We start from the raw sequence: 26,506 nt of genomic DNA on the forward strand, positions 1-26,506 counted from the left end.
CCATGTCTTTAAATTCGGATGGATGTGCTGTCCAGACAAGGCGCAAACCGCAGCGATAGCCTTTGCTATCGCGAGGATTTGCAACGCTGTATGGGCAGCACAGACGCCGAATTTAAACATGGGCATTCATCAAACAGGACACTAAAAACAACAAGGGCACCCATACGGGTGCCCCGGTGAGACTGGTAGCGGCGCGATCAGCGGGCAGCCTTGCGAACCAGCTTTTCCTTGATGCGGGCGGCCTTACCCGTACGGCTGCGCAGGTAATACAGTTTAGCACGACGCACGTCGCCCCGACGCTTGACCTCGATGGAGGCGATCTGCGGGGAATAGAGCTGGAAGGTGCGTTCCACCGCCTCGCCCGAGGAGATCTTGCGCACGATGAAGGCGGAATTCAGGCCGCGGTTGCGGCGCGCGATCACCACGCCTTCGTAGGCCTGCACGCGCTTGCGCGTGCCTTCGACGACGTTCACGTTGACCACGACGGTATCGCCGGGACCAAAGCTGGGCAGTTCACGGCCGGCGGACAGGCGCGTGATTTCTTCTTGTTCGAGGGTTTCGATGAGATTCACGGTAAAGCTCCGAAGCATCATTCACGCGGCTGTTGGTCGCAAATTGGCGCCGCGCCAGAGGATGAGTTGCTAAAAAGGTAAAACAGCGCATTATACAGGATTCGCCCAGCATCGGAAGGCGCCGTGCGGGGCCCGCGGCAGAGCGGGACGGCGTCGTTGACGGGCCACATCAGGCAGCCACAGGCGCCTTTAGAATCCGGCCGCCGCCCCCAGCCACATCAGCCCCGGGATCATCGCCGCCCAGGCCAGCACCATGCAAACATCGCCGGCCGCCAGGGCGAGGCGGCGGCGCCGAGCCGCCCGGCGGGCCCGCGAGAAGCCCATGCCCGCCGCCGAGGCGCCCGCCCATTGCACCTGCACGGCATGCGCGGGACGGCGGGCCGGCGCCGCGCCGATACGGCGCCCTGCGGGCGCCAAGGAAACCTGCCATTGGGAATAGACTGTTGCCGCCATGCCGTCACCTCGTATCGTGGGTCCGGAGGCCGCGCGGGCCGCAACCGGATACTGTTGTTTCATACAGTTTTTATAACTGTACAAAAAAACAGTGCCAAGCGCAAGTTTTCACCAAAAAATAAAAGCCCGGGCCAGGCCCGGGCTTGGTGCAACCGCGGCGTGGATCAGCGGTCCGGCTGCGGGGTGATCCGCAGGTAGGGACGAACCTCCTTGTAGCCCTTGGGGAATTTTTCCTTCAGGACGTCCGGATCCTTGATCGACGGCACGATGATGACATCATCGCCCTGCTTCCAGTTGACCGGCGTGGCGACGCTGTAGTTGTCGGTCAGCTGCATCGAATCCAGGGCGCGCAGGATTTCATCGAAGTTGCGGCCCGTGCTGGCGGGGTACGTAAGGATCAGGCGGATCTTTTTGGCCGGATCGATCACGAACACCGAGCGCACCGTGGCGGTAGTGCTGGCATTGGGATGGATCATGTCGTAGAGGGTCGCGACCTTGCGGTCCTCGTCGGCCAGGATCGGATATTCGACCGTGGTGTTCTGCGTGTCGTTGATGTCCTTGATCCAATCCAGGTGGGACTGCTTGCCATCGACCGACACCGCGATCACCTTGGCGCCGCGTTTGGCGAACTCGCCCGAGACGATGGCGGTGTAGCCCAGCTCGGTGGTGCACACGGGGGTGAAGTCGGCGGGGTGCGAGAACAACACGCCCCACCCGTCGCCCAGGTACTCATGGAATTTGATCGTGCCGAGCGAGGAATCCTGCTCGAAATCGGGGGCGGTATCGCCCAGGCGCAACGTGGCCATCGCATACTCCTTTTGCAGTCTGGTAATGTCCGCCGCCCGGCGGGCCGGGCGGCGATGAAAGTTGACACTTCATATTCTGACAAAATATAGAACGCCATCCAAATAATTTATGGTTATATTCATATCCATGATTGGTTGGCATGGCGGTCGGCCAGCTCGCCGGCTGCGATCGCATCGGCCAAGGCGCCGGCGCGCGGCAGGACGTGCACCGCATAGGCCACCGCCGTGGCGATCTTGGCCGGATGGAAGGTGTCGGACGAGCCCCCTTCGATCGCCGCCGCCGAGGCCAGCGCCGAACGGGCGAGCTGCCAGCCGGCATGCACCGTGCCGGCCTGCATGAGGCAGGGCACACTGCCCATGAAGGCGCCGCGGACCTTGTTCGCGCCCGCCAGGCCGAGGATCCGGTCGACCGAACTCTCATAGGCCTGCGCGGCGGCCTCCAGGCGCGCGGCAATCAGCGCCAATGCCTCGGTCTGCGGACCGTCGTTCGCACGCAGCAGCGCCACGGTCTCGAGCATGCCGGCGACCTGCGCCTTGGCCACCGCGCCGCCGTCGCGCAGGATCTTGCGGCCGATGAAGTCATTGGCCTGGATGGCCGTGGTGCCCTCATAGATCGGCAGGATGCGCGCGTCCCGGTAATGCTGGGCCGCGCCTGTTTCCTCGATATAGCCCATGCCGCCATGCACCTGTATGCCGAGGGAGGCCACCTCGACCGAGGACTCCGTCGAAAATCCCTTCACGATGGGCACGAAGTATTCATAGAGGGCCTTGTGGTGCGCCCGCGCCTGCGGCTCGGGCGCATGCGCGGCCTTGTCCCGATGCGCGGCGGCCACATAGGCCACGGCGCGCGCGCCCTCGGTGAGGCCGCGCATGATGCCCAGCATGCGCTGCACGTCCGGATGACGGGCGATCGGCACCGGGCCGTCCGAACCCTCCAGCGCCTGGCCCTGGACGCGCTCGTCCGCATAGGCGGCCGCCTGCTGCAGGGCGCGCTCGGCCACTGCGACGCCCTGCAGGCCCACTGCGTAGCGCGCGGCATTCATCATGATGAACATATATTCCAGGCCGCGGTTCTCCTCGCCGATCAGGTAGCCCACCGCGCCGCCCTCGCCCACCTCGCCCTTGCCGGACCCGTACAGCAGAACCGCGGTGGGACTGCCATGGATGCCGAGTTTGTGTTCCAGCGAAGCGCAATAGACGTCGTTGCGCGGCCCCGCGGCGCCATCCTCCGACGCCAGGAATTTGGGCACGATGAACAGCGAAATCCCCTTGACGCCCTTGGGCGCCTGCGGTGTGCGCGCCAGAACCAGGTGAATGATGTTTTCGGCCATGTCGTGATCCCCATAAGTGATGAAGATCTTCTGGCCCGTGATGCGGTAGCTGCCGTCGTCCTGGCGCTCGGCGCGGGACTTCAGCAGCGCCAGGTCCGACCCCGCCTGCGGCTCGGTGAGATTCATGGTGCCCGTCCAGCGGCCGTCGAGCAGCGGCGGGATGTAGAGCGCCCGTTGCTCGGGCGTGCCCACCAGCGACAGGGCCTCGATCACCCCGTCGGTCAGCAAGGGGCACAGCGAGAACGACAGGCAGGCCGCGTTGAGGTTTTCGGTGACCGACGCACCGACCAGCCGGGGCAAGCCCTGGCCGCCGATGTCCGTCTCGTGCTGCAGGCCCTGCCAACCGCCCTGGGCAAAGGCCTGGAAGGCGGCCTTGTAGCCCGGCGAGCTGCGGACCTCGCCATCCTGCCAGGTGGCGGGATGCCGATCGCCCTCGGTGTTCAAGGGGGCGATCTCCTGTTCCACGAAACGGGCGTTTTCCTCGAGCACGGCGTCGACCAGATCGTCGGACACCTCCTCGAAGCCCGGCAGCGCCAGCACGCCGGGCAGATCGGCAAGCTCGCGCAGGACGTAACGGATATCCTGGATGGGGGCACGGTAGTTCATGATGTCTCCTGAAATCTTTGCCTTGGGGCGGCCCGGCAGCCCGACAGCAAAAAGGGGCCGGCGTTTCCCGCGCGCGGCCCCTTTTCCGGTCGTTCAGCCAACCTCGGCCGGCACTACAAGGCCTTGACCAATTCCGGTACGGCCTCGAACAGGTCGGCGACCAGGCCGTAATCGGCCACGCCGAAGATCGGCGCCTCGGCATCCTTGTTGATGGCGACGATGACCTTGGAGTCCTTCATGCCGGCCAGATGCTGGATGGCGCCCGAGATGCCCACGGCCACGTAGAGCTGGGGCGCGACGATCTTGCCGGTCTGCCCGACCTGCCAGTCGTTGGGCGCATAGCCCGCGTCCACCGCGGCGCGCGACGCCCCCAGGGCGGCCCCGAGCTTGTCGGCGAGCGGATCGAGGAGCTTGAAATTCTCGGCGCTGCCCATCCCGCGTCCGCCCGAGACCACCACCGAGGCCGAGGCCAGGTCGGGACGGTCGGATTTGGCCAGGGCGCGGCCGACGAAGGCGGATTTGCCCGAGTCGCCCACCGCCTCGACGGCATCGACGGCGGCGCTGCCGCCTTGCGCGGCCACCGGGTCGAAGCCCGTGGTCCGCACCGTGATGACCTTGACGGCATCGGTGGACTGGACCGTCGCCATGGCATTGCCGGCATAGATCGGGCGCACGAAAGTGTCCGCGGATTCGACCGCGACGATGTCCGAGACCTGGGCCACGTCGAGCTTGGCCGCCACGCGCGGGGCGATGTTCTTGCCCGAGGCGGTCGCGGCGAACAGAATGTGGCTGTAGCCGTCGGCCACGGCCAGCACCTGCGCCGATACGTTCTCGGCCAGGCCGTCGGCCAGCGCCGGGCCGTCGGCCAGCAGCACCTTGGCGACTGACTGGACCTGCGCGGCCTGCTCGGCCACCGGGCGCGCGCCCGCGCCGGCCACCAGCACGTGGATATCGCCGCCCAGGCGGGCGGCGGCGGCCACGACGTTCAAGGTCGCGGCATTGAGTTGGACGTTGTCATGTTCCGCAATGACGAGAATGCTCATTTACACCACCTTCGCTTCGTTCTTGAGTTTGTCCACCAGCGTGGCCACGTCGGGCACCACGACCCCGGCCGCGCGCGCGGGCGGCTCCGAGACCTTGAGGGTCTTGAGACGCGGCGTCACGTCCACACCCAGGTCCTCGGGCGAGAAGGTATCCAGGGTCTTCTTTTTGGCCTTCATGATGTTGGGCAGGGTGACATAGCGGGGTTCGTTCAGGCGCAAGTCCGTGGTGATGACCGCCGGCAGCGCAAGGCTGACGGTCTCGAGGCCGCCGTCGACCTCGCGGGTGACCTGCACGCGCTCGCCCTCGACCTCGACCTTGCTGGCGTTGGTGGCCTGCGGCCAGTCCAACAGCGCGGCCAGCATCTGGCCGGTCTGGTTGGCATCGTCGTCGATGGCCTGCTTGCCCAGGATGATCAGCGAGGGCTGTTCCTTGGCGGCCAGCGCGGCCAGGAGCTTGGCCACGGCCAGCGGCTGTAATTCGGCGTCGGTCTGCACCAGCAGACCCCGGTCGGCGCCGATCGCCATCGCCGTACGCAGCGTTTCCTGGCATTGGGCCACGCCGCAAGACACGGCCACGATCTCCTGGACCACGCCCTTTTCCTTGAGGCGGGTCGCCTCTTCGACGGCGATTTCGTCAAACGGGTTCATCGACATCTTGACATTGGCGATGTCCACGCCGCTTTGATCGGATTTCACGCGTACTTTGACATTGTAGTCAACGACGCGCTTGACGGGTACGAGGACCTTCATCGAGCTATCTCCATAGAAAAAAATTGATCCGCGCACGGCCTTGCGGGGCCGCGCACCGATTTAGTCGAGTCGCGTATCGGAATGCGTTCATCATTCGCCCAGCGCACGGATGTGCGCGACGGCGCTGCGGCCCAGGGCCGAGAGGTTATAGCCTCCCTCCAGGAAACTCACGATGCGCCCCTGGGCCGACTCATGCGAGACCCCGACCAGCTGCTGGGTGATCCAGGCATAATCCGCCTCTGTCAGCCTGAGCTGCCCCATCTCGTCCTCGCGATGGCCGTCAAAGCCTGCCGAGACCAGGATGAGTTCGGGCCGGAATGCCCGCAACGCCGGCAACCAGGAATCCGTCACGATATCACGACAGACGGATGCTTCGGCGTACGCGGGCACGGGAATGTTGATCATATTGGGCCCCGGATCCTCCGCGCACATGTTCGGGAACAAGGCATGCTGGTAGAAACTGCACATCAGGACGCGGTCGTCGTGCAGGAATGCCTCCTCGGTGCCATTGCCGTGATGCACGTCGAAATCGATGATCGCCACGCGCGCCAGGCCGTGACGCTCGAGGGCATAGGCGGCGGCCACGGCGATGTTGTTGAAGAAGCAGAACCCCATCGCCTGCGCCGGACGCGCGTGGTGGCCGGGCGGGCGGACCGCGCAGAAGGCCGTGCGGGCCTCGCCGGCGACGATGGCGTCGACCGCCGTCAGCCCCGATCCGGCCGCCGCGTATGCCGCGGCGAGCGTATGCGGATTCATCACGGTGTCGGCGTCAACCGGAAAATAGCCCTCGGCGGGCGCCTGCCGGCGCAATTCCGCCAGGTACTCGGGACGGTGCACGCGCAGCACATCCTCGTCCGCGGCGGGCCGCGCCGTGCGTTGTATCAGGAAATCCATCAGGCCGTGGGCCAATAGCTGATCAGCCATGGCATCCAGGCGCTCCGGACACTCGGGATGCCAGTCGCCCATCTCGTGCAGCCGGCACTCGGGATGGGTAATATAGAGAGTATCCATAAAGGCGATTATGTTCAGACCCGTCCGCTTTTTTCAAGTTGCCGTTACGTTACTCTTGCTGTCTGGCTGCGCCACAAGCGGCACCGCGGACCTCGGCGCTTCCGGTTCCGGCGCTGCACATTCAAGCACAAATGGCACGGTCGTGTCGAATGCCCCTCCTGGCGGGCCCGCCGTTCCCGCAGCGCCGCGCGGGGATTTCGTCGCCGCCGACGGCACGCTGGAACCCGCGGTCGCCGATTTTGCCCGCGCCGTCGCCACCGGACACGACATACCCCTGCCGCAGGTCGAGGCTCTGCTGTCCGAAGCCCGCTACGAGGCCGATGCCGCCCGCCTGATGACGCCGTCGGGCAAGCGCATCCGCCGCGCCTGGCTGAGCTACCGCCAGCGCCACGTGGACCCGATCCGGACCCGCGAGGGCGTGGCGTTCTGGCAGGCGAACCGGGCGGATCTGGACCGGGCCAGCCGGCAGTACGGCGTGCCGCCCTCCATCATCGTCGCCATCATCGGGATCGAAACCGTCTACGGCCGCTACACGGGCACGCACCGGGTGCTGGACACGCTGGCGACGCTGGGCTTTCGCTACCCCGACCCGAGCCGTCCCGAGCGCGCGGCGATGTTTCGCCAACAGCTCGAGGACCTGATCGTGCTCGATGCCCAGGGACAACTCGACGCCCGCCGCGCCGAGGGCTCCTTCGCCGGCGCCATGGGCCTGCCCCAGTTCATGCCCGGCAGTCTCATGCGCTACGCCGCTGACGGCGACGCCGACGGCCGGGTGGATCTCATGGGCAGCACGGCCGATGCCATCGCCTCGGTGGGCCGCTTTCTGCAACAGCACGGCTGGCTGCCCGGGATACCGGTCTTTGCCCCGGTGGTGCTGCCGACACAACCCGACGCCCTCGTGCAGGACGGGCTGGCGCCGACCACCGACTGGCCGCGCCTGCGCGCCGCGGGCGCGCGCGCCCGTGCGGGCGGCAGCACCGCCTGGCAGGAGGTGCCGCTGGGGGTGATCGACCTGCGCGACGAGGTGCGCGGCGTGAACGAATACCGCAGCGCAACCCCGAATTTCTTTGCGCTGACCCACTATAACCGCAGCTATTTCTATGCCGCCTCGGTGGCGGATCTGGCGCACGAGATCGCCGACCGGGTGGGCTATGGCGACCCCAATCGCCTGGATCGTCCCTCGACCGCCGTCAACGAGCCCGGTAAGACGCCTCACCCGAACACGCCGGTCGACAGATAGCGGTCGCCGCGATCGCACACGATGAACACGATGGTGGCGTCACGCACGGTGGCGGCCACGCGCATCGCCGCGACCGCGGCGCCGGCCGACGAGATCCCGCCGAATATGCCCTCCTCGGCGGCCAGGCGGCGCGCCATGACCTCGGCCTCGTCCTGCGAGATGTGCTCGAAGGCGTCGACGCGCGAGGCGTCGTAGATCGAGGGCTGGTAGGCCTCGGGCCATTTGCGGATGCCCGGGATGTGCGCGCCCTCGGCGGGCTGGGCGCCGATCACACGCACGGCGGGATTGCGGCCGCGCAGGTAGGCGCCGACCCCCATGATGGTGCCGGTCGTGCCCATGGCGCTGACGAAATGCGTGATGCGCCCCTCGGTCTGGGTCCAGATCTCGGGCCCCGTGGTCTCGAAGTGCGCCCGGGGATTGTCCGGATTCGAGAACTGGTCCAGGACCTTGCCCTTGCCCTCGGCCTGCATCTGCAGCGCCAGGTCGCGCGCGTATTCCATGCCGCCGCCTTGGGCCGGGGTCAGGATGAGTTCGGCCCCGTATGCCGTCATCGCCGCGCAGCGTTCCTGCGAGGAGTTGTCGGGCATGATCAGGATCATGCGATAGCCGCGCACGGCGGCGGCCATCGCCAGGGCGATGCCGGTGTTGCCGCTGGTCGCCTCGATCAGGGTGTCGCCCGGGGAAATCTCGCCGCGTTCCTCGGCGCCCCGGATCATGAACGCGGCCGCCCGGTCCTTGACCGACCCAGCGGGGTTGTTGCCCTCGAGTTTGGCCAGGACCACATTGCCGCGCGCCTGCCCCGCCTCGCCGGGAATGCGCTGCAGGCGCACCAGGGGTGTGGAACCGATGATGTCTTCGATCGTGGAGTATGTTTTCATGCCCGAAATCATACACCCACGACCTGTGCCGCGCCTGTACACCGCAGCCAGGCAAATGCACGGCACCCTGGCGCTAGCGTCCGGCCGCCGGCGCCTTTCCCGCGGCCTTTGCACCGGCCGCGCCCGGCGGGACGCCGGACCCGCCCGGATCGGCCCCGATGGTGAGGCCGGCGGCGCGCAAGGTCTGGGCGCGCTTCGGTCCGATGCCGCGCACCCTGTCGGACAGATCCTCGAATGAGGTATAGCGCCCGCCGCGCTCGCGTTCCTGGTGGATGATCTGCGCGGTCCTGGGACCGATCCCGCGAACGTCCTGCAATTGCGCGACCGACGCGGTGTTCAGATCGACGGCCAATGCGCCGCCCGACCAGGCGAGCGCCGCGAGGCCGGCCGCGCCCAGTGCGCGCGCCAGGCGCCGGTGGCGCGGCGTGCGGCGGCCAGGCGCCGCACGCGGCGACCGGAGCCGGGCCTGGGAGGACGGCAGGGGACGGGCAACCGTGGAATGGAGAAAGGGATTCATGGCGGACTCCTTGTGTGGTGAGGGTCAGGCCATGATGGCCCGTGGCGCCTGTCGCGGGCAGCCCCAAGGACCTCCGATGCCCATGCGGGCAAGCCGCGGGCCACGGAATTGTCTCGGCGGCGGCGCGGGCCGCGAACGGCACGGCCCCGCCGGTGGCTGGGCTACGCCAGGCGGCCCTGCTCGATCAGGCGCCTGGCATAGGCCGCCACACCGGCCTGCACGTCGCAGAACTCGCCGCGGTACCCCGCCGCGCGCAGCCGCCCGAGATCGGCTTCGGTGTGGCTTTGATAACGGCCCTTCAGGTCGTCGGGAAACGGGACATAGCGCAAGAATTGCTGGGCGACGAGGTCCTGGAGGGGCAAGGCCGGCTGGTCCTGGTGGATCCTCAATGTATTGACCACGGTCTGGGCGACGTCATTGAACGGCTGGGCGCGACCCGTGCCGCAGTTGAAGATCCCGGAGATCTCGGGATGGTCGAGGAAGAACAGATTGACCTTGACCACGTCGTCGACATAGATGAAATCGCGCTGCTGCCCGCCGTCGGGGTAGCCGTCCCAGCCGCCGAACAGGCGCACATGTCCCTCGGCGACATACTGGTTCATGTTGTGGAAAGCCACCGACGCCATGCGCCCCTTGTGCTGTTCGCTGGGACCGTAGACGTTGAAATAGCGCAGGCCCACCACCGGGGCGGTCAGCCGGTGCAGGCGCCGACGCAACACTTGATCGAACAGCAGCTTGGAATAGCCATAGACGTTCAATGGCGCCTCGCAGGCGGGCTCCTCGACGTAGCGCGGGCCCGCGCCGTACACCGCCGCCGACGAGGCGTACAGCAAGGGGACCTCGCGCGCCTGGCAATACTCGAAAAGCTCGAGGGTCACCCGGTAGTTGTTGTCCATCATGTAGCGGCCGTCGCGCTCGGTCGTGTCCGAGCACGCACCCTGGTGCAGCACCGCCTCGGGCCGCGGCAGTTCGCCTGAAAGCACCAGCCGCCGGAACTCGTCCTTGTGCAGGTAGTCGGCGATCCGCAGATCGACCATGTTCAGGAACTTGTCGCCGTCGCTCAGGTCATCGACCACCAGGATGTCGTCGATCCCCCGCTGGTTGAGGCCGCGCACGAGATTGCTGCCGATGAAGCCGGCGCCGCCGGTCACGATGATCATGAGAGTTCCTCCACACTGACGATGGACGTGCCGAGCTTGCCGACCACGATGCCGCCCGCCCGGTTCGCCCACAACATCGATTCATGCCAGTCCAGGCCGGCCGCGCGGGCGACGGCCAGCGTCGCCAGCACGGTATCGCCCGCGCCCGATACGTCGAAGACCTCGTGCGCCTGGGCATCGGCATGCCGGCGCCCCTGCCCGGTGAACAGAGTCATGCCCTGCTCGGAACGCGTGATCAGCAAGGCCTCGAGCCCCAGTTCGACGCGCAGCGCCTGGGCGCGCCGCGCCAGGTCGTCCTCGGAATCCCAGCGCCCGACCGCGTCCTGCATCTCGCTACGATTGGGCGTGACGATGCTGGCGCCGTAATAGCGCCGGTAACGGTGGCCCTTGGGATCGACCAGCACGGGCACGCCGGCGGCGCGCGCGGCCTGGATCAGGCCCTCGACGCGCCCCAATGTCCCTTTGGCGTAATCGGAGAGCACCAGCAGGTCGCAGTCGGCCAGCGCAGCCGCCACCCGGGTGTCCACACCGTCGAGTGCGCGTTCGCCGGGCAGGTGCTCGAAGTCCACGCGCAGCAATTGCTGCTGGCGACCCAGGACGCGCATCTTGAGGGTCGTGTCCATGCCGTCCGTATCCTGGACCAGATGCGCCTCGATGCCGGCGTCCGCGGCCAGCGCGTCGATGCGGGCGCCCGCCTCGTCGGCGCCGACCACGCCCACCAGCACGGCCTTGGCGCCCAGCGCCGCGATATTGCGCGCCACGTTGGCCGCGCCGCCCAGGCGGTCCTCGCGGCGCGCGACGCGCACCACGGGCACCGGGGCCTCGGGGGAAATACGGTCGACCTCGCCGAACCAATAGCGGTCCAGCATGATGTCGCCGACCACCAGTATCGTGGCGGCGCGAGCCGCCTGCGCCGGAAACGGCGTCATTTCAGTTCCTCCAGACGGCGCGGGGCATAGGATTCCCAGGTATTGCATCCCGGGCACTGCCAGTAGAAACGCCGGGCCTCGAAGCCGCAATGGTTGCATGCGTAGCGGTCCAGGCGCTGGGTGTGCTTGTGGATCATCGAGCGCAGCAGGCCAAGATCGGCGCCGGGAATCATGTGCTCGCCGGACGCGCCTTCCTTGGCATGCGCGAGTTCGACCTCGAGCAGGCGATCCAGGCCCAGGAGCGACGGATGCGCCCTCAGCGCCTCGCGTGCGAAGGTCCATGCCGGCAAGGAGCCCTGCCGCGCTCTCAGCGCCCGGAAGACGACATTGAACAGGTCGAGGGTCGGCACGCGCATGTAATGGGCATGCAGCAGGGTCAGGCCCTCGTCGGGCTGTCCCAGGGTCTCGTAGCACGCCAGCAGGGGTTCGGCCACCAGGCCGGCATAGTCCGGCGCCCCCGTCAGGACGTCCTGCAAGTGTGCGCGCTGGCCCTCGACGTCGCCACTGGCCGCCGCCCATTGCGCGCGCAGCATCCGCACGCGGGTTTCCGCGGCGGGACTGCTGCCGGTCTGGCGCATGGCGTTGTCCGCCGCCTCGAGGGCCCGCGCGGCGCCTTCGAGGTCCGGCGGGTGGGCGGCGAGCATCCCGCCGGCGAGTTCGCACTGATAATGGGCCAATTGGGGAACGGGCTCGTCGACCAGCTTGTGGAGGTGCCGCACGGCATCGATGGCCCGCGGCCAATCGTGCTCGGATTCATAGATGCGGATCAGCGCGCGCACCGCGTCAAGGGCATGGCGCGTGTGCATCACCGCCTGGAAGCCCTGCTCTGCCCGGTCCAGCATGCCGGCCTTCAGGAAATCCTGGGCCAGCTCGAACTGCGCATTCTCGCGGTCGGGCATGGGCAGGTCCTGACGCGTCAGCAGGCTTTGGTGCACACGGATGGCGCGCTCCACCTCGCCGCGTCGGCGAAACAGGCTGCCCAGGGCGAAATGCAGTTCGGTGGTCTCGGGGTCGAGCTTGGCCACCTCGACGAAGGCGTCGATCGCCCGGTCGGGCTGCTCATTGAGCAGAAAATTCAGGCCTTTGAAATAGGAGTCGGGCAGATTCCGGGTCTCGGAGAGCATCTGCCGGAAATCGAAGCGTGCGGCCATCCACCCCAGGGCGAAGACCACCGGCACAAAGATCAGCCACCAGGGTTCGAAGGACACTTTTCGCGCGCCCCGCTGATCAGAGCGGCGCGAGGGGCGCCACGGTTTCGGGGATGACCGGCCCGTCGGGCGCCTGCGGGCGCTCGAGCGCCTCCTGGGCGCGCGCGAGCTCGCGGCGCAGGCGAGCGGCCTCGCGCCGCTTGCGCAGGACCGCCGTGGCCGCAATCAGCAGGCCGAAGGCCACGCCCAGAACGAAGGCGACCAGCATCACGACGATCAGGGGGACCTGGTGGAAGACCCGGTCGGCGAAGAATCCCACATCCACCGGCGCTGTGTTCTTGAGAGCGAAAAGCAGCACGATGACGAAGATCGCCAGCCGCAGTATCCAGACCAGATAGCGCATATCCAAAGCTCCGTGCGAGGGAATTCCGACATTGTAAGGGGAAACGGCCGGGCCGCAGGCCGCCGTGCAGCCAAATGAAACAGGCCCTCGCATGAGGGCCTGCCTGCGGTTGCCGTCCGGGAGGACCTAGCCGCCGATCACACGCGCCTGGTACAGGTCGGCCTCGGTGGCGAGTTCCTCGCCGCCGTCGCCGTCCGGCCCCCGGTCCACGCGCTCGCGCAACTCCTTGCCCGCCTTGAAGTGCGGCACCAGCTTGGCTGGCACCAGGACTTTCTCGCCGGACTTGGGATTGCGGCCGATGCGCTGCGAACGCTGCGACAGCGAAAAGCTGCCGAAGCCGCGGATCTCGATGCGCTGGCCCCTGGACAGGGTGTCCGCCATGGCATCGAGCAGAGTCTTGACCGCAAAATCCATATCCCGGGCCGCCAATTGGGGATAGCGGCCCGCGAGCAGGGTGATGAGCTCAGACTTGGTCAAGCCACCCATCAGCTATCGTCACGCTGCTGGTCGAGCTTGGCCTTGAGCAGCGCGCCCAGGTTGGTGGTGCCCGAGGAGGCGCTGGCTTCGGTCATGCGCTGGATGGTCTCGGCGGTCTCGGCGTTGTCGCGCGCCTTGATCGACAACTGGATCGAACGCGCCTTGCGGTCGATGTTGATGATCATGGCCTCGACCTGGTCGCCGGCATGCAGGACCGTGGTGGCATCCTCGACGCGGCCGGCGGAGATCTCGGAGGCGCGCAGATAGCCCTCGACGTCCACCGACAGGGTCACGACCGCACCCTTGGGCTCGACCGACTTGACCGTTCCGGTCAGCACGGCGCCCTTGTCGTAGGTGGCCACGAAGTTGTTGAACGGGTCGCCTTCGAGCTGCTTGATGCCCAGCGAAATGCGTTCCTTGTCGGTATCGATGCCCAGGACCACGGCGTCGATTTCGTCGCCCTTCTTGAAGTTGCGCACGGCTTCTTCGCCCGTCTCCGTCCACGAAATGTCGGACAGGTGCACCAGGCCGTCGATGCCGCCGGGCAGGCCGACGAACACGCCGAAGTCGGTGATCGACTTGATCGCCCCGTGGACCTTGTCGCCGCGCTTGAAGTTGGCCGCGAAATCCTCCCAGGGATTCGGGCGGCATTGCTTCATGCCCAGCGAGATGCGGCGGCGATCCTCGTCGATCTCGAGGACCATGACCTCGACTTCCTCGCCCAGGGTCACGACCTTGCGCGGATCGACGTTCTTGTTGGTCCAGTCCATTTCCGAGACGTGCACCAGGCCTTCGATGCCGGCCTCGACCTCGACGAACGCACCGTAGTCGGTGAGGTTGGTGACCTTGCCGAACAGGCGGGTGCCTTGCGGATAGCGGCGGCCCAGGCCGATCCAGGGATCCTCGCCCAGTTGCTTGACGCCCAGCGAGACGCGGGATTTTTCCTGGTCGAACTTGAGGACCTTGGCCTCGATTTCCTGGCCGACCTGCAGCACCTCGGAGGGATGGCGGACACGGCGCCAGGCCATGTCGGTGATGTGCAGCAGGCCGTCGATGCCGCCCAGGTCGACGAACGCGCCGTAGTCGGTGATGTTCTTGACCACGCCCTTGATGACGGCGCCCTCGTGCAGGGTCTCGAGGAGCTTTTCGCGTTCCTCGCCCATGCTGGCCTCGAGCACCGCGCGGCGCGACAGCACGACGTTGTTGCGCTTGCGATCGAGCTTGATGACCTTGAATTCGAGTGTCTTGCCCTCGTAGGGGGTGGTGTCCTTGACGGGACGCAGGTCGACCAGCGAGCCCGGTAGGAAGGCGCGGATGCCGTTGGTCATGACCGTCAGGCCGCCCTTGACTTTGCCGGTGATGGTGCCGTTGACCAGTTCGCCGGACTCGAGGGCTTGTTCGAGCTGCAGCCAGGCCGATAGGCGCTTGGCGCGGTCGCGCGACAGGATGGTGTCGCCATAGCCGTTTTCGAGGGAGTCGATGGCGACCGAGACGAAATCGCCGTCCTGGACTTCGAGCTCGCCCTGGTCGTTGAGGAATTCTTCGAGGGGAATCAGGGCCTCGGACTTGAGACCGGCGTTGACCACGACGAAATTATGGTCGACGCGCACGACTTCGGCGGAGATGACCTCGCCGGAGCGCATGTTCTGATCCTTGATGCTGGCTGCAAACAGATCGGCAAAGCTTTCGCCGCCCAGCGCGGCTTCGGTTGAAAGGGTGGACATGAACAATGTTCCATTCGCCCATGGGGCGATCAATGACACGCCAGGCATCATGCCCGGCGGAGTGAAAAAAACCCCGCAAGACCGGCTGCGGACCTCGGTGCCGCCTACCTTGCGAGTCCTCGTGCCGACCACAGGTCGAGCACCTGCTGGACCGTTTCATCGATTCCCAACCGGGACGAATCCACGATCACGGCGTCCGCCGCCGCCACAAGCGGCGCGTGCGCCCTGTCGCGATCGCGCGCATCACGCAACCGCAAATCCTCTAAAAGGTCGCATAGATTAGCAGAAAACCCTTTTTCCTTCAACTGCTTATGGCGCCTGTTCGCCCGTTCCGCCACGTCCGCGTCGAGGAAAACCTTCAGCGATGCGTCCGGAAAGACCACGGTGCCCATGTCGCGGCCGTCGGCGACCAGCCCGGGGGGCGCGCGGAACGCCCGCTGGCGTTCGAGCAAGGCCTCGCGCACCGCCGGATAGGCGGCCACGCGCGAGGCCAGGTTGCCGATCGCCTCGCGGCGGATCTCGTCGCCGACCTCGGCGCCGCACATCCAGATGCCGCCGTCCCTGAAGGCGACGTCCAGCCCGCGCGCCATCGCCGCCGCGCCGGCCTCGTCGCCGCCGTCGCCCCCCGCGCGCGCCACCGCCAGCGCCGTGAGGCGGTACAGCGCCCCGCTGTCGAGGGCGTGCCAGCCCAGCGCGCGCGCCACGCGCGCCGCGATCGTGCCCTTGCCGGAGGCGGTCGGGCCATCGATGGTGATGACGGGGATCGAGGATGAGGTCATGCTTGGATCAACCGGCGAAAGTCCTCGAAATAGGCGGGATAGGTCTTGCTGACGCAGCCCGGATCCAGGATGGTCACAGGCACGGGACCAAAGGCAGCCAGCGAGAAACACATGGCCATGCGGTGATCGTCATAGGTGCGGATGTCGGCCGCGCGCCACTGGCCCTCGGCCATGGGATGCACCGTCAGGCTGTCGGCGTCCGACTCGACCCGCGCGCCCAGGCGCGCCAGCTCGGCATGCATCGCATCGATGCGGTCGGTCTCCTTGACGCGCCAGCTGCCGATGTTGCGCAGCCGGCACGGTCCATCGGCGTACAGGGCCAGCACGGCCGCCGTCATCGCGGCATCGGGAATCAGGTTGAAGTCCAGATCGAAGGCCTTGAGGCGATCGCCGCGGGCCACCACCGGGCCGGTGACCGTCATGGCATGGTCGCCGCGCTGGATCCGCGCCCCCATGCCCTCGAGCACATCGGCGAAGGCGATGTCGCCCTGGATGCTGCGAGCCCCCGCCCCGCGCACCTCGATCGGGCCGCCGGCGATGGCGCCCAGCGCCATGAAATAGGACGCCGAGGACGCGTCGCCCTCGATCGTGTAGCACCCCGGACTGCGGTAGCGGGCACCGGCCGGGATCACGAAGCGATGCCAGTCCTCGCGCGCGACCTCGACGCCGAAGCGCGCCATGAGGTTCAGCGTGATCAGGATGTAGGGCTTGGAAATCAAGGGGCCGTCCAGTTCGACGACCACCTCGCGCTCCTGGCGGGCCGCGAGCACCGGCGCGGCCATCAGCAGCGCCGTGAGAAACTGGCTGGACACCGAGCCGCGCACGCGGATCGCACGGCCGGCGTCCGGCCGGCCGGCGGCGATGCGCAGCGGCGGATAGCCGGCATGCGCCTCGTAATCGATCTCGCAACCCATGCCGCGCAAGGCTTCGACCAGGTCGCCGATCGGGCGCTCGTGCATCCGGGGCACGCCCGCAAGCCGGTAGGATCCGCCCATCAAGGCCAGCACCGCCGTCAGCGGCCGGAAGGCCGTCCCCGCATTGCCCAGGAACAGGTCGGCGCCCTCGGCCGGCCAGCGCGCAGCGCCCATCACCTCGATGCCGGCGGGATCGGCATCATCGACGGCCACGCCCAGCGCGCGCAAGGCCGCCAGCATCACCCGTGTGTCGTCCGAATCCAGCAGGCCCTCCAGCCGCGTGCGGCCCTCGGCCAGCGCGGCCAGCAGCAAGGCCCGGTTGGAAATGCTCTTGGAGCCTGGCAGCGCCACCTCGCCCTGGGCGCGCACGGCGGGCTCCAGGCACAGCGCGTCAGTCGAATTCATGTCATCGCACTCCTGCCGTCCCACAGGCGGCGCGCCAGCGCAGCCTGCTCGAGAAAGGCCTCCAGCGCCCGGGGATCCGGGTCCTCGAGCGTTTTGCGCAATTCGCCGAGCACGCGCTCGAAGGCCGCCAGTTCGTCCAGCACCGACTCGCGGTTGGACAGAAAGATATCCCGCCAGACCTCGGCCGAGCCGGCCGCAATCCGCGTGAAATCACGAAATCCGGTACCCGCCAGCGACAGGCGCAGGTCGGCGTCACCCTCGCGCGAGACCTGGGCCATGTAGGCCGCGGCCAGCAAATGCGGCAGGTGGCTGATGGAGGCCAGCACCCGGTCGTGGCGCTCGGCGTCCATCAGCAGCACGTGCGCGCCGCACGCCTCCCAGACCCGCGTCAGCCAGTCACGCGCCCGCACCGGCGTCTCGGCCAGCGGCGTCAGGACCACCTTGCGCCCATGGTAGAGCGCCGGATGCGCCGCCTCGGGGCCGGTCATCTCGGACCCCGCGATCGGATGCCCGGGCAGGAATTGACGCAGGCGCTCGCCCAGCGCGGCGCGGGCGATGGCCGCCACGTCGGCCTTGGTGCTGCCCGCATCGGTCACGAGGGCCTCGGGGCGCAGGTGCGGACCCAGCGCCTCGAGCGCGGCGCGCATGGCGCCCACCGGGGTGGCCAGCAGGATCAGGTCGGCCCGCCGGGCCGCCTGCTCGAGATCCACGACCTCGTCGATCAGTCCCAGCGCCAGCGCCCGGTCCAGCGACGCCTGGCGGCGACCCACGCCCAGCACCCGCCCCACCTGCCCCGCGCGGCGCAGCGCCGCGGCGAACGAGCCGCCGATCAGGCCGATGCCCACGACCGCGAGCACCGGCACGAGGGGCACGGGCTGTGCACTCATGGCGCGCTCATGCCGCAAGAATATCCGTGAGCGCCCGGATGAAGCGTTCGTTCTCCTCGGGCAGGCCGACCGAGACGCGCAGGTGCTCGGGCAGGCCGTCGCCGCCCACGGGGCGCACGATGATGCCCCGTTCGAGCAGGGCGCGGTTGATGCGGGCCGCATCGCCCACCCGCACCAGTACGAAATTGGCGCTGCTGGGGACGAATTCCAGGCCCAGCGCCCCGAACGCCTGGGACAGGCGTTCGCGGCCGGCGCGATTGAGCGCGTAGGTCTGCCGCAGGAAGTCCTGGTCGGCCAGGGCCGCGCACGCCGCCACCTGCGCCAGGCTGTTGACGTTGAACGGCTGGCGCACGCGATTGAGCAGGTCGGTGGTCTCGGCCTGCGCCAACGCGTAGCCTACACGCAAGCCCGCCAGGCCATAGGCCTTGGACAGCGTCCGGGTCACGATCAGGTTGGGATACCGGCGAACCCACTGGGCGCTGTCGAAGCGCTCGGCCGGATCCAGGTAATCGTCATAGGCCTCGTCCAGCAGCACCCTCACCCGGCCGCCGTGCCGGGCCTGCACGCGCTCGAGAAAGGCCTCGATGGCGGTGGCCGGATGATGGGTGCCGGTGGGGTTGTTGGGGTTGGCGATGAACACCAGCCGCGTGTCCTCGGCGATCGCCTCGGCCATCGCATCCAGGTCGTGGCCGTAGTCGCGGGCCGGCACCATGAGGTGGCGGGCGCCCCGCGCCTGGGTCGCGAGGCGATACACGACGAAGGCGTACTGGGCATAGACCGAGGACGTCCCCTCGTCGAGAAAGGCCAGCGAGGCCAGTTCCAGCAAGTCGTTGGAGCCGTTGCCCAGCGTGATCCAGTCCGCCGGGACCCCGTGGCGCGCCGCGATCGCCGCCTTCAGTTCGAAGCCGTTGGGGTCGGGATAGCGGCCCTGCATCGAGACCACCGCCTGGCGCAGGGCCTCGCGAACCTGTTCCGAGCATCCCAGGGGATTCTCGTTGGAGGCCAGCTTGATGATGCTTTCAGGATCCAGCCCGAATTCGCGGGCCAGTTCCTCGATCGGCTTGCCCGCCTGATAGGGTGCGATCGCCTGTATGTGCGCCGGCGCGGGCGACGGGGAGGTGGACATAGGGATTTACTGTCTGGGATAGGAACCGAGGATCTTGAAGAACGCCGCCTGCTGTTTCAGCTCGGAGAGCGCCTGGCCGACCGCCTCGTCCTCGCGGTGACCCAGCAGATCGACGTAGAAATAATATTCCCACTGCCCGGTGCGGGCCGGGCGCGATTCGAAGCGCGTCATGGACACCCCGTGCGCGGCCAGCGGCGCCAGCATCTCGTAGACCGCGCCGGCGCGATTCGGCACCGCGAGGATGAGGCTGGTCTTGTCGCGGCCCGTCGAGCCCGAATCGGCTGCGCCGATCGCCATGAACCGGGTCTGGTTCTGGGGATCGTCCTGGATGCCCGACACCACGACGCTCAGGCCCCAGGCGGCGGCGGCCGCATCGCCGGCGATCGCTGCGCGCGACGCGTCCTCGGCCGCCAGGCGCGCCGCCTCGGCGTTGCTGGCCACAGGCAGGCGCTCGAGTTCGGGATGATTGCGGCTGAGCCAGGCCTGACATTGGGCCAGGGCCTGCTGATGGCCGAGCACCTGGCGCACGCCCTCGAGCCCGCCGGTGAGCGTCATCAGGTTGTGGTGGATGCGGATCGTGCGCTCGCCCAGCACCTTCAGCGAGGAATTCAGCAGCAGGTCGAGGCTGCGGTTGACCGCGCCCTCGGTCGAATTTTCTACCGGCACCATGCCCACGTCGGCCTGCCCCGCCTCGACCGCGCGAAAGACCTCGTCGAAGGACTCGCAGCGCAGGCCGCTGATCGCGTGGCCGAAATGCTCGTAGGCCGCCTGCTCGGAAAACGAACCCTGCGGCCCCAGGTAGGCCACCGTCAGGGTGCTCTCGAGCCCGCGACAGGCGGAGATGATCTGGTTCCAGACGGCCTGGATCGCCTCGGCCGGGACCGGGCCGGCATTGACGTCCTGCAGGCGGCGCACGACCAGGGCCTCGCGCTCGGGCTTGAGGACCGGGCCGCCGGCGTCGAAGGCCTTTTTAACCTCGCCGACCTCCAGGGCCGTGCGCGCGCGTTCGTTCAGCAGGTCGAGGATTTGCTCGTCGAGCGCGTCGATGTGCGCCCGCAAAGGCTCGAGCCGCGCCAGCAGGTCTTTATCCATGACGCCTCTCGAAGTCGCGCATGAAGTCGATCAAGGCCTGCACGCCCTCGTAGGGCATGGCGTTGTAGAGCGAGGCCCGCATGCCGCCCACGCTCTTGTGACCCTTGAGCGACAGCAGCCCCGCCGTCTCGGACTCGGCCAGGAAGGCGGCATTCAGCTTGGAGTCGCGCAGCACGAAGGGCACGTTCATGCGCGAGCGGCTGGCGGGATGAATGGGATTGTCATAGAGCCCCGAACCGTCGATGTATTCATACAGCGCGCGGGACTTGCGGTCGCTGGCCGCGTCCATCGCCGCCACGCCGCCCTGGCGCAGCAGCCACTTGAAGACCAGCCCGGCGATGTAGATCGCATAGGTCGGCGGCGTGTTGAACATCGATTGCGCGCCGGCCACATTCGCATAATCAAAGACCGAGGGACAGACCGGCAGCGCATGGCCCAGCAGGCCCTTGCGCACGAACGTCAAGGTGACGCCCGCCGGGCCCGCGTTCTTTTGCGCACCGCCGTAGATCAGGCCCACCCGCGAGAAATCCACCGCGCGCGAGAGGATGTCCGAGGACATGTCCACCACCAGGGGCACGTCCGGCGCCCCCAGGTCGGCCATCACCGGCAGTTCGGGCAGTTCGACCCCGCCGATCGTCTCGTTGGCGCAAACGTGCAGGTAGGCGGCGTCCGGCCGCACCCGCCACTGCGCGGCGGGCGGCAGCCAGCACCAGGGGCCATAGTCGCGTCCGTCGATCCGCGCCGCAGACTCGGCGGTGGCGGCCACCGCGATGTCGCCGTAGCGGCGCGCCTCGTTCAGGGATTTGCGCGCCCAGTGACCGCTGAGGACGTAGTCGGCGCGGCCCAGGCCATTCCTGCCGATCAGGTTCAGCGGCACGATGGCGTTCTGGGCCGAGGCGCCGCCCTGCATGAACAGGACCTCGAAATCCTCCGGCACCGCCAGCAAGGCCCGCAGGTCGGCCTCGGCCTCGTCGCGGATGCGGGTGTAATGCCGGCCGCGATGGCTCATTTCCATCACCGACATGCCGCTGCCCTGCCAGTCCGTCATCTCGGCCGCCGCCTGCTGCAATACCTCGAGAGGCAGGGTCGACGGACCCGCCGCGAAATTCCATGGGCGCATCACGCATCATCCCCGCTGTCCGTGTCCCCGGCCGCTGCCGGGCCCGCATCGTCCGCGCCGTCGGCGCCCGGCTCACCGCCGGCATCCGCGCCGGGTCCGCCGCCCTCGGCCTCACCGTCCTCGACTTCGTCGGCATCGCTTTCGACGATGCGGCGCACGCCCGACAGCAGGCTGTCCTCGTCCACATTGATCAGGGTGACGCCCTGCGTCGCCCGGCCCATCTCGCGGATCTCGGACACGCGCGTGCGCACCAGCACGCCGGCGGTGGTGATGAGCATGATTTCGTCCTCGGGCCGCACCAGCACCGCGCTGACCACCTTGCCGTTGCGCGCCGAGGTCTGGATGGCGATCATCCCCTTGGTGCCGCGCCCGTGGCGCGTGTATTCGACGATGGAGGTGCGCTTGCCGTAGCCATTTTCGGTGGCGGTCAGCACGCTCTGGGTTTCATCCTCGGCAACCAGCAGCGCGATGACCGTCTGCCCGTCCTCGAGCATCATGCCGCGCACGCCGCGCGCGGCGCGGCCCATCGGGCGTACATCGTTCTCGTCGAAGCGCACGGCCTTGCCGGCATCCGAGAACAGCATCACGTCGTGCTCGCCGTCGGTGAGTTCGGCGCCGATCAGGAAATCGCCCTCGTCCAGCCCGACGGCGATGATCCCCGCCTTGCGCGGATTCGAGAAATCCGACAGCGGCGTCTTTTTCACGGTGCCGCGCGAGGTCGCCATGAAGACGTACTGGTCCTCGCTGAAGGCCTTGACCGACAGGACCACGGTGATGGTCTCGCCGTCGGCCAGCGGGAACATGTTGACGATGGGCCGTCCGCGCGAGTTGCGCGAACCCTGCGGCACCTCCCAGACCTTGAGCCAGTACACGCGGCCGCGATCCGAGAAGCACAGGAGATAATCGTGCGTATTGGCGATGAACAACTGGTCGATCCAGTCGTCTTCCTTGGTGGCCGCCGCCTGCTTGCCCCGGCCGCCGCGCTTCTGGGCCCGGTACTCGGACAGCGGCTGGCTCTTGATGTAGCCGCTGCGCGACAGGGTCACCACCATGTCGGTCGGCGTGATGAGGTCCTCGGTTTCGAGTTCGGTGGCGTTGTATTCGATCTCGGAGCGGCGCTGGTCGCGCGCCGCGGTCGAGAACTCGGCCCGGATCGCCTGCAACTCGTCGCCGATGATGTCCGTGACGCGCTCGGGACGCGCCAGCACATCGAGCAGGTCGGCGATCGTGTCCATGATCTCGCGGTACTCGCCGACGATCTTGTCCTGCTCGAGTCCCGTCAGGCGCTGCAGGCGCATATTGAGGATTTCCTGCGCCTGGACTTCGCTCAAGCGGTACTGGCCGTCGGCCTGCAGGCCGTAGCGGGGCTCCAGCCCCTCGGGCCGGTAGGCCGCGCGCCCGCCCGAGGCGATGTTCTCGTCGGCGCGCGCCAGCATCTCGCGCACCAGCGAGGAATCCCAATCGCGGTCCATCAGGGCCTGGCGGGCGACCGGCGGCGTGGGCGCCGCCTTGATGATGGCGATGAAATCGTCGATGTTGGCCAGCGCCACCGCCAGGCCTTCCAGCACGTGGCCGCGCTCGCGGGCCTTGCGCAACTGGAATATGGTGCGCCGGGTCACCACCTCGCGACGGTGCAGCAGGAAATACTCGACCATCTGCTTGAGGTTCAGCAGGCGGGGCTGGCCGTCGACCAGCGCCACCATGTTCATGCCGAAGGTTTCCTGCAGCTGGGTGTTCTTATAGAGATTGTTCAGGACGACCTCGGGCACCTCGCCGCGCTTCAGTTCGATCACCAGGCGCATGCCGTCCTTGTCGGACTCGTCGCGGATGTCGGAGATCCCCTCGATCTTCTTTTCGTTGACCAGTTCGGCGATGCGTTCCTGGAGGGATTTCTTGTTGACCTGATAGGGAATGGCGTCGACCACGATCGCCTGGCGGTTGCCGCGTTCCATGTCCTCGAAGTGCACCTTGGCGCGCATCACCACCCGGCCACGGCCGGTGCGGTAGCCTTCGCGCACCCCGCCCATCCCGTAGATGATGCCGCCGGTGGGAAAGTCGGGCGCCGGAATGCGCTCGATCAGCTCGTCGATCGAGCACTCGGGATTACGCAGGCAGTACAGGCAGCCCTCGACCACCTCGGACAGGTTGTGCGGCGGGATGTTGGTCGCCATGCCCACCGCGATCCCGGCGCTGCCGTTGACCAGCAGGTTGGGCAGCCGCGAGGGCAACAGCAAGGGTTCTTGTTCGCTGCCATCGTAGTTGGGCCCGAAGTCGACCGTTTCCTGATCGATGTCGGCCAGCAGTTCATGGGCGATCTTGGCCAGGCGGATTTCGGTGTAGCGCATCGCCGCCGCATTGTCGCCGTCGATCGAGCCGAAGTTGCCCTGCCCATCGACCAGCATGTAGCGCAGGGAAAAATCCTGGGCCATGCGCACGATGGTGTCGTACACGGCGGTATCGCCATGGGGGTGGTACTTACCAATCACGTCCCCGACGATGCGGGCGGATTTCTTGTAGGCCCGGTTCCAGTCGTTGTTCAACTCGTGCATGGCGAACAGCACCCGGCGGTGGACGGGCTTGAGGCCGTCGCGCACGTCGGGCAGCGCACGCCCGACGATCACGCTCATCGCATAATCGAGGTAGCTGCGGCGCATTTCATCTTCGAGCGAGATGGGTAGCGTCTCTTTCGCAAAGGAGTCCATGGTGTATCCGAAACCTTCAGGCGTAAATGATTACCGATGACGGGCCAATCGTAAATTCTAGCATTGACGCGCCCCCTCCCGACCCTCGAGGGATCCGACGGCTCGATCCCGCCCGATCGCCCCGTCGTTGCGAAAACCCCACAACAAGCCGGCCGGCAACCGAGAAATCCCCCGTTCTGAGGCTCTATGCCCGCGATGACTTAACCCAGGCTAGAAAAATGCCTTAAGATTTCGGCTAACACGCATGAAACCCAGCGCAAATTCTGAGTATTCAAACAGGACATTGCTATACTGGAAGCGTTTATCGATATGCGGCGGGGGTTCGCTGCGGTCACTTTCAAGCATCATGCTCAAACGAGGAGAAACATGAACAAACCCTCCAAAATCGCTATTGGACTCGCCATCGCTGCCATGTCGGTCGTCGGTTCGGCTTCTGCCAGCGACAACTGGACGAACGTTGACGGCAACGTCTGGAAGGATGCGAGCGGCCAACACTGCTGGCGCGATGCGTTCTGGACTCCGGCTACCGCCGCCAGCGCAGAATGTGGCCTGCCCGTCGCCCAGGCTCCCGTGGTCGCTCCGACCGCCAGCAAGGTCGTGCTGAACGCCGATACCTTCTTCGACTTCGACAAGTCCACCATCAAGCCCGAAGGCCGTCAGGTTCTGGACCAGGTTGCTTCGCAAGCCTCGTCGATCAACCTGGAAACCGTGATCGCCACCGGCCACACCGACTCCATCGGCACCGAGGCCTACAACCAGGGCCTGTCCGAGCGCCGCGCCAACTCGGTCAAGCAATACCTGATCAGCAAGGGCGTGCCGGCCGACCGCATCTACGCGGAAGGCAAGGGCGAACTCAGCCCCGTCGCCTCCAACCAGACGCGTGAAGGCCGCGCCCAGAACCGTCGCGTTGAAATCGAGATCGTCGGCACCCGCAAGTAATCCCTGCCTGTCGCCGCAGCACCCGCCGCGCCCCTGGCGCGGCGGGTACAATAAGGGCTCCATTCGGAGCCCTTATTCTTTGGAGCACCCTGCCATGCAGACCGCCAACGCCGATCAGGCCGAAGTCGACAAGTTCAGCGCCCTGGCCTCCTCCTGGTGGGATCCCAACGGCGAACTCAAGACCCTGCACGACATCAATCCCCTGCGCCTGGACTGGATCCGCGAGCAGGCGGGCGGGCTGAATGGCCGGCGAATCCTGGACGTGGGCTGCGGCGCCGGCCTGCTGTCCGAGGCCATGGCCATCGAAGGCGCCGAGGTCACCGGCATCGATCTGGCCGGCGAATCCCTGCAGGTCGCCCGGCTGCACGGCCTCGAGACCGGCGTCAAAGTCGATTACCAGCAAGCCAGCGCCGAGGAACACGCCGCCGATCATCCCGCGCAGTACGACCTGGTGACCTGCATGGAACTGCTCGAGCACGTGCCCGACCCGGCCTCGGTCGTGCGGGCCTGCGGCGCCCTGGTGCGCCCGGGCGGGCTGGTGTGTTTCTCGACGCTGAACCGCAATCCCAAGGCTTTCATGCTGGCCATCCTGGGGGCGGAATACCTGCTGCGCATGCTGCCGCGAGGCACGCACAGCTACGAACACTTCATCAAGCCCAGCGAACTCGCCGCCGCCGCCCGCGCGGCCGGACTCGAACCCGCGGCATTGGCGGGACTGGAGTACAACCCGCTTACCCGGCATTACCGGGTGACGCGCGACACGAGCGTCAATTACATGATGGCCGCCCGGCGCCCGGACTGACCCCCTATGAAAAACCTGGTTCTATTCGATTTCGACGGCACGCTGGCCGATACCGCGCCGGACCTGGCAGCCGCCGCCAACAAGCAGCGCGCCTATCGCGGACTGCCTCCCCTGCCCTACGAGGCCCTGCGGCCGTATGCCTCGCACGGCGCGCGCGGCCTGCTCAAGGTTGCCCTGGGCCTGCAGCCCGGCGATACCGACTACGAGGACAGCCGCCGGCGCTTCCTCAGCGACTATGCCCAGGACATCGCCGTGCACACCCAGTTGTTCCCCGGCATTGCCGAATTGCTGGACGAGCTCGCCCGGCACGACTATGCCTGGGGTATCGTGACCAACAAGGTCGAATACCTGGCACGGCCGATCATCCGCCACCTCGGGCTCGAATCCCGCTGCGCGGTCACGGTCGGCGGCGACACCACCCCGCACGCCAAGCCGCACCCCGAGCCCCTGCTGCACGCCGCCCGGCAGGCGGGCTGTGCGCCCATCCGTTGCATCTACATCGGCGACGACGAGCGCGACGTCGTCGCGGGCAAGGCGGCGGGCATGGCCACCGTCGTAGCGGCCTACGGCTATTGCTCGCTCGCCGACCCCGTCACCTGGCAGGCCGACGCCATCGCCCAGCAGGCGCCCGACCTCTGGCCCATCATCCAGCGATGGTCCGGGCCCGCGGCCCGGCCGGCGCAATAAGCGAC

26 protein-coding genes are annotated in these 26,506 nt (G+C 67.3%); 4 read left to right on the forward strand and 22 right to left on the reverse strand.

All coding sequences use genetic code 11. The features are described from left to right. Positions 1 to 197: 197 nt before the first annotated feature. From rplS to OOZ48_RS01895, 7 genes are all read right to left on the reverse strand, one after another. Positions 198 to 572, reverse strand: coding sequence for a 50S ribosomal protein L19 (gene rplS, locus OOZ48_RS01865; RefSeq protein WP_269495125.1), 375 nt, complete (start codon positions 570 to 572; stop codon positions 198 to 200). A gap of 189 nt (positions 573 to 761) precedes the next feature. Beyond that, on the reverse strand, positions 762 to 1,025 hold the full coding sequence (locus OOZ48_RS01870) for a hypothetical protein (RefSeq protein WP_269495127.1): 264 nt from the start codon (positions 1,023 to 1,025) through the stop codon (positions 762 to 764). 164 nt (positions 1,026 to 1,189) lie between these two features. Next, positions 1,190 to 1,831, reverse strand: a complete 642-nt coding sequence (locus OOZ48_RS01875; protein WP_269495129.1) for a peroxiredoxin — start codon at positions 1,829 to 1,831, stop codon at positions 1,190 to 1,192. 119 nt (positions 1,832 to 1,950) lie between these two features. After that, positions 1,951 to 3,768 carry an acyl-CoA dehydrogenase gene (locus OOZ48_RS01880; protein WP_269495131.1) on the reverse strand — a complete coding sequence of 606 codons (1,818 nt, stop codon included), beginning with the start codon at positions 3,766 to 3,768 and terminating at the stop codon, positions 1,951 to 1,953. Positions 3,769 to 3,881: 113 nt separating this feature from the next. Next, the gene (locus tag OOZ48_RS01885; protein WP_269495133.1) at positions 3,882 to 4,811 is read right to left on the reverse strand and encodes an electron transfer flavoprotein subunit alpha/FixB family protein; all 930 of its coding nucleotides are present in this window, start codon (positions 4,809 to 4,811) and stop codon (positions 3,882 to 3,884) included. Then, complete coding sequence (locus OOZ48_RS01890) at positions 4,812 to 5,561, reverse strand: electron transfer flavoprotein subunit beta/FixA family protein (RefSeq protein WP_269495135.1); 750 nt, start codon at positions 5,559 to 5,561, stop codon at positions 4,812 to 4,814. Positions 5,562 to 5,651: 90 nt separating this feature from the next. Then, entirely contained in the window at positions 5,652 to 6,572 is a 921-nt protein-coding gene (locus tag OOZ48_RS01895; RefSeq protein ID WP_269495137.1) for a histone deacetylase family protein, read from the reverse strand. Positions 6,573 to 6,582: 10 nt separating this feature from the next. Between OOZ48_RS01895 and mltB the strand changes: the two genes are divergently transcribed. After that, entirely contained in the window at positions 6,583 to 7,812 is a 1,230-nt protein-coding gene (gene mltB / locus OOZ48_RS01900; RefSeq protein ID WP_269495139.1) for a lytic murein transglycosylase B, read from the forward strand. Here mltB and cysM read toward each other — a convergent pair. The 15 genes from cysM to gyrA form a co-directional block, all read right to left on the reverse strand. Continuing rightward, entirely contained in the window at positions 7,785 to 8,690 is a 906-nt protein-coding gene (gene cysM / locus OOZ48_RS01905) for a cysteine synthase CysM (RefSeq protein ID WP_269495141.1), read from the reverse strand. The two genes, mltB and cysM, sit on opposite strands and share 28 nt — an antisense overlap. Before the next feature lie 73 nt (positions 8,691 to 8,763). Then, positions 8,764 to 9,207, reverse strand: coding sequence for a ComEA family DNA-binding protein (locus OOZ48_RS01910; RefSeq protein ID WP_269495143.1), 444 nt, complete (start codon positions 9,205 to 9,207; stop codon positions 8,764 to 8,766). A gap of 161 nt (positions 9,208 to 9,368) precedes the next feature. Further along, positions 9,369 to 10,367, reverse strand: coding sequence for an ADP-glyceromanno-heptose 6-epimerase (rfaD, locus tag OOZ48_RS01915; protein ID WP_269495145.1), 999 nt, complete (start codon positions 10,365 to 10,367; stop codon positions 9,369 to 9,371). Beyond that, positions 10,364 to 11,296, reverse strand: coding sequence for a D-glycero-beta-D-manno-heptose-7-phosphate kinase (gene rfaE1 / locus OOZ48_RS01920; protein WP_269495147.1), 933 nt, complete (start codon positions 11,294 to 11,296; stop codon positions 10,364 to 10,366). Before rfaE1 ends, rfaD begins: the two co-directional genes overlap by 4 nt. Beyond that, positions 11,293 to 12,504 carry a lipopolysaccharide assembly protein LapB gene (lapB, locus tag OOZ48_RS01925; protein WP_269495149.1) on the reverse strand — a complete coding sequence of 404 codons (1,212 nt, stop codon included), beginning with the start codon at positions 12,502 to 12,504 and terminating at the stop codon, positions 11,293 to 11,295. The genes rfaE1 and lapB overlap by 4 nt, the downstream gene beginning before the upstream one ends. Before the next feature lie 19 nt (positions 12,505 to 12,523). Further along, positions 12,524 to 12,847, reverse strand: a complete 324-nt coding sequence (locus OOZ48_RS01930; protein ID WP_269495151.1) for a LapA family protein — start codon at positions 12,845 to 12,847, stop codon at positions 12,524 to 12,526. A 126-nt stretch (positions 12,848 to 12,973) separates the two neighbouring features. Continuing rightward, positions 12,974 to 13,324, reverse strand: coding sequence for an integration host factor subunit beta (locus OOZ48_RS01935; protein ID WP_269495389.1), 351 nt, complete (start codon positions 13,322 to 13,324; stop codon positions 12,974 to 12,976). An 8-nt stretch (positions 13,325 to 13,332) separates the two neighbouring features. Then, positions 13,333 to 15,048 (reverse strand): 30S ribosomal protein S1, encoded by a 1,716-nt coding sequence (gene rpsA / locus OOZ48_RS01940; RefSeq protein ID WP_269495153.1) that lies wholly within the window; start codon positions 15,046 to 15,048, stop codon positions 13,333 to 13,335. Between the two features lie 104 nt (positions 15,049 to 15,152). Continuing rightward, positions 15,153 to 15,827 carry a (d)CMP kinase gene (cmk, locus tag OOZ48_RS01945; protein WP_269495155.1) on the reverse strand — a complete coding sequence of 225 codons (675 nt, stop codon included), beginning with the start codon at positions 15,825 to 15,827 and terminating at the stop codon, positions 15,153 to 15,155. Then, positions 15,824 to 17,146: a 3-phosphoshikimate 1-carboxyvinyltransferase gene (gene aroA, locus OOZ48_RS01950; protein WP_269495157.1), complete on the reverse strand. Its 1,323-nt coding sequence runs from the start codon at positions 17,144 to 17,146 to the stop codon at positions 15,824 to 15,826. The genes cmk and aroA overlap by 4 nt, the downstream gene beginning before the upstream one ends. Next, positions 17,143 to 18,033: a prephenate dehydrogenase gene (locus OOZ48_RS01955; protein ID WP_269495159.1), complete on the reverse strand. Its 891-nt coding sequence runs from the start codon at positions 18,031 to 18,033 to the stop codon at positions 17,143 to 17,145. Before OOZ48_RS01955 ends, aroA begins: the two co-directional genes overlap by 4 nt. A gap of 7 nt (positions 18,034 to 18,040) precedes the next feature. After that, positions 18,041 to 19,159 carry a histidinol-phosphate transaminase gene (hisC, locus tag OOZ48_RS01960; protein ID WP_269495163.1) on the reverse strand — a complete coding sequence of 373 codons (1,119 nt, stop codon included), beginning with the start codon at positions 19,157 to 19,159 and terminating at the stop codon, positions 18,041 to 18,043. A 6-nt stretch (positions 19,160 to 19,165) separates the two neighbouring features. Beyond that, the gene (gene pheA / locus OOZ48_RS01965) at positions 19,166 to 20,251 is read right to left on the reverse strand and encodes a prephenate dehydratase (protein ID WP_269495166.1); all 1,086 of its coding nucleotides are present in this window, start codon (positions 20,249 to 20,251) and stop codon (positions 19,166 to 19,168) included. Continuing rightward, positions 20,244 to 21,371: a 3-phosphoserine/phosphohydroxythreonine transaminase gene (serC, locus tag OOZ48_RS01970; protein WP_269495168.1), complete on the reverse strand. Its 1,128-nt coding sequence runs from the start codon at positions 21,369 to 21,371 to the stop codon at positions 20,244 to 20,246. The genes pheA and serC overlap by 8 nt, the downstream gene beginning before the upstream one ends. Beyond that, the gene (gene gyrA, locus OOZ48_RS01975) at positions 21,371 to 24,073 is read right to left on the reverse strand and encodes a DNA gyrase subunit A (protein ID WP_269495171.1); all 2,703 of its coding nucleotides are present in this window, start codon (positions 24,071 to 24,073) and stop codon (positions 21,371 to 21,373) included. The genes serC and gyrA overlap by 1 nt, the downstream gene beginning before the upstream one ends. A 366-nt stretch (positions 24,074 to 24,439) precedes the next feature. Between gyrA and ompA the strand changes: the two genes are divergently transcribed. The 3 genes from ompA to gph all read left to right on the forward strand — a co-directional run bounded on the left by ompA (position 24,440) and on the right by gph (position 26,501). Then, a complete protein-coding gene (ompA, locus tag OOZ48_RS01980; RefSeq protein ID WP_269495173.1) occupies positions 24,440 to 25,012 on the forward strand; it encodes an outer membrane protein OmpA in 573 nt (190 codons plus the stop codon). Positions 25,013 to 25,106: 94 nt separating this feature from the next. Next, positions 25,107 to 25,814 carry a bifunctional 2-polyprenyl-6-hydroxyphenol methylase/3-demethylubiquinol 3-O-methyltransferase UbiG gene (gene ubiG, locus OOZ48_RS01985; protein ID WP_269495175.1) on the forward strand — a complete coding sequence of 236 codons (708 nt, stop codon included), beginning with the start codon at positions 25,107 to 25,109 and terminating at the stop codon, positions 25,812 to 25,814. 6 nt (positions 25,815 to 25,820) lie between these two features. After that, positions 25,821 to 26,501, forward strand: a complete 681-nt coding sequence (gene gph, locus OOZ48_RS01990; protein WP_269495177.1) for a phosphoglycolate phosphatase — start codon at positions 25,821 to 25,823, stop codon at positions 26,499 to 26,501. Positions 26,502 to 26,506: the final 5 nt, after the last annotated feature.

Source organism: Castellaniella sp. S9, assembly GCF_027257175.1.
In the GTDB taxonomy this organism is placed as follows: Bacteria; Pseudomonadota; Gammaproteobacteria; order Burkholderiales; family Burkholderiaceae_B; genus Castellaniella.

What these genes read in the sequence shown, in the direction of transcription:
- OOZ48_RS01870 (WP_269495127.1), bottom strand. Translation starts at nt 1,025, where the DNA reads ATGGCGGCAACAGTCTATTCCCAATGGCAGGTTTCCTTGGCGCCCGCA.
- OOZ48_RS01875 (WP_269495129.1), bottom strand. Translation starts at nt 1,831, where the DNA reads ATGGCCACGTTGCGCCTGGGCGATACCGCCCCCGATTTCGAGCAGGAT.
- OOZ48_RS01880 (WP_269495131.1), bottom strand. Translation starts at nt 3,768, where the DNA reads ATGAACTACCGTGCCCCCATCCAGGATATCCGTTACGTCCTGCGCGAG.
- OOZ48_RS01885 (WP_269495133.1), bottom strand. Translation starts at nt 4,811, where the DNA reads ATGAGCATTCTCGTCATTGCGGAACATGACAACGTCCAACTCAATGCC.
- OOZ48_RS01890 (WP_269495135.1), bottom strand. Translation starts at nt 5,561, where the DNA reads ATGAAGGTCCTCGTACCCGTCAAGCGCGTCGTTGACTACAATGTCAAA.
- OOZ48_RS01895 (WP_269495137.1), bottom strand. Translation starts at nt 6,572, where the DNA reads ATGGATACTCTCTATATTACCCATCCCGAGTGCCGGCTGCACGAGATG.
- mltB (WP_269495139.1), top strand. Translation starts at nt 6,583, where the DNA reads ATGTTCAGACCCGTCCGCTTTTTTCAAGTTGCCGTTACGTTACTCTTG.
- cysM (WP_269495141.1), bottom strand. Translation starts at nt 8,690, where the DNA reads ATGAAAACATACTCCACGATCGAAGACATCATCGGTTCCACACCCCTG.
- OOZ48_RS01910 (WP_269495143.1), bottom strand. Translation starts at nt 9,207, where the DNA reads ATGAATCCCTTTCTCCATTCCACGGTTGCCCGTCCCCTGCCGTCCTCC.
- rfaD (WP_269495145.1), bottom strand. Translation starts at nt 10,367, where the DNA reads ATGATCATCGTGACCGGCGGCGCCGGCTTCATCGGCAGCAATCTCGTG.
- rfaE1 (WP_269495147.1), bottom strand. Translation starts at nt 11,296, where the DNA reads ATGACGCCGTTTCCGGCGCAGGCGGCTCGCGCCGCCACGATACTGGTG.
- OOZ48_RS01930 (WP_269495151.1), bottom strand. Translation starts at nt 12,847, where the DNA reads ATGCGCTATCTGGTCTGGATACTGCGGCTGGCGATCTTCGTCATCGTG.
- rpsA (WP_269495153.1), bottom strand. Translation starts at nt 15,048, where the DNA reads ATGTCCACCCTTTCAACCGAAGCCGCGCTGGGCGGCGAAAGCTTTGCC.
- cmk (WP_269495155.1), bottom strand. Translation starts at nt 15,827, where the DNA reads ATGACCTCATCCTCGATCCCCGTCATCACCATCGATGGCCCGACCGCC.
- aroA (WP_269495157.1), bottom strand. Translation starts at nt 17,146, where the DNA reads ATGAATTCGACTGACGCGCTGTGCCTGGAGCCCGCCGTGCGCGCCCAG.
- OOZ48_RS01955 (WP_269495159.1), bottom strand. Translation starts at nt 18,033, where the DNA reads ATGAGTGCACAGCCCGTGCCCCTCGTGCCGGTGCTCGCGGTCGTGGGC.
- hisC (WP_269495163.1), bottom strand. Translation starts at nt 19,159, where the DNA reads ATGTCCACCTCCCCGTCGCCCGCGCCGGCGCACATACAGGCGATCGCA.
- pheA (WP_269495166.1), bottom strand. Translation starts at nt 20,251, where the DNA reads ATGGATAAAGACCTGCTGGCGCGGCTCGAGCCTTTGCGGGCGCACATC.
- serC (WP_269495168.1), bottom strand. Translation starts at nt 21,371, where the DNA reads ATGCGCCCATGGAATTTCGCGGCGGGTCCGTCGACCCTGCCTCTCGAG.
- gyrA (WP_269495171.1), bottom strand. Translation starts at nt 24,073, where the DNA reads ATGGACTCCTTTGCGAAAGAGACGCTACCCATCTCGCTCGAAGATGAA.
- ompA (WP_269495173.1), top strand. Translation starts at nt 24,440, where the DNA reads ATGAACAAACCCTCCAAAATCGCTATTGGACTCGCCATCGCTGCCATG.
- ubiG (WP_269495175.1), top strand. Translation starts at nt 25,107, where the DNA reads ATGCAGACCGCCAACGCCGATCAGGCCGAAGTCGACAAGTTCAGCGCC.
- gph (WP_269495177.1), top strand. Translation starts at nt 25,821, where the DNA reads ATGAAAAACCTGGTTCTATTCGATTTCGACGGCACGCTGGCCGATACC.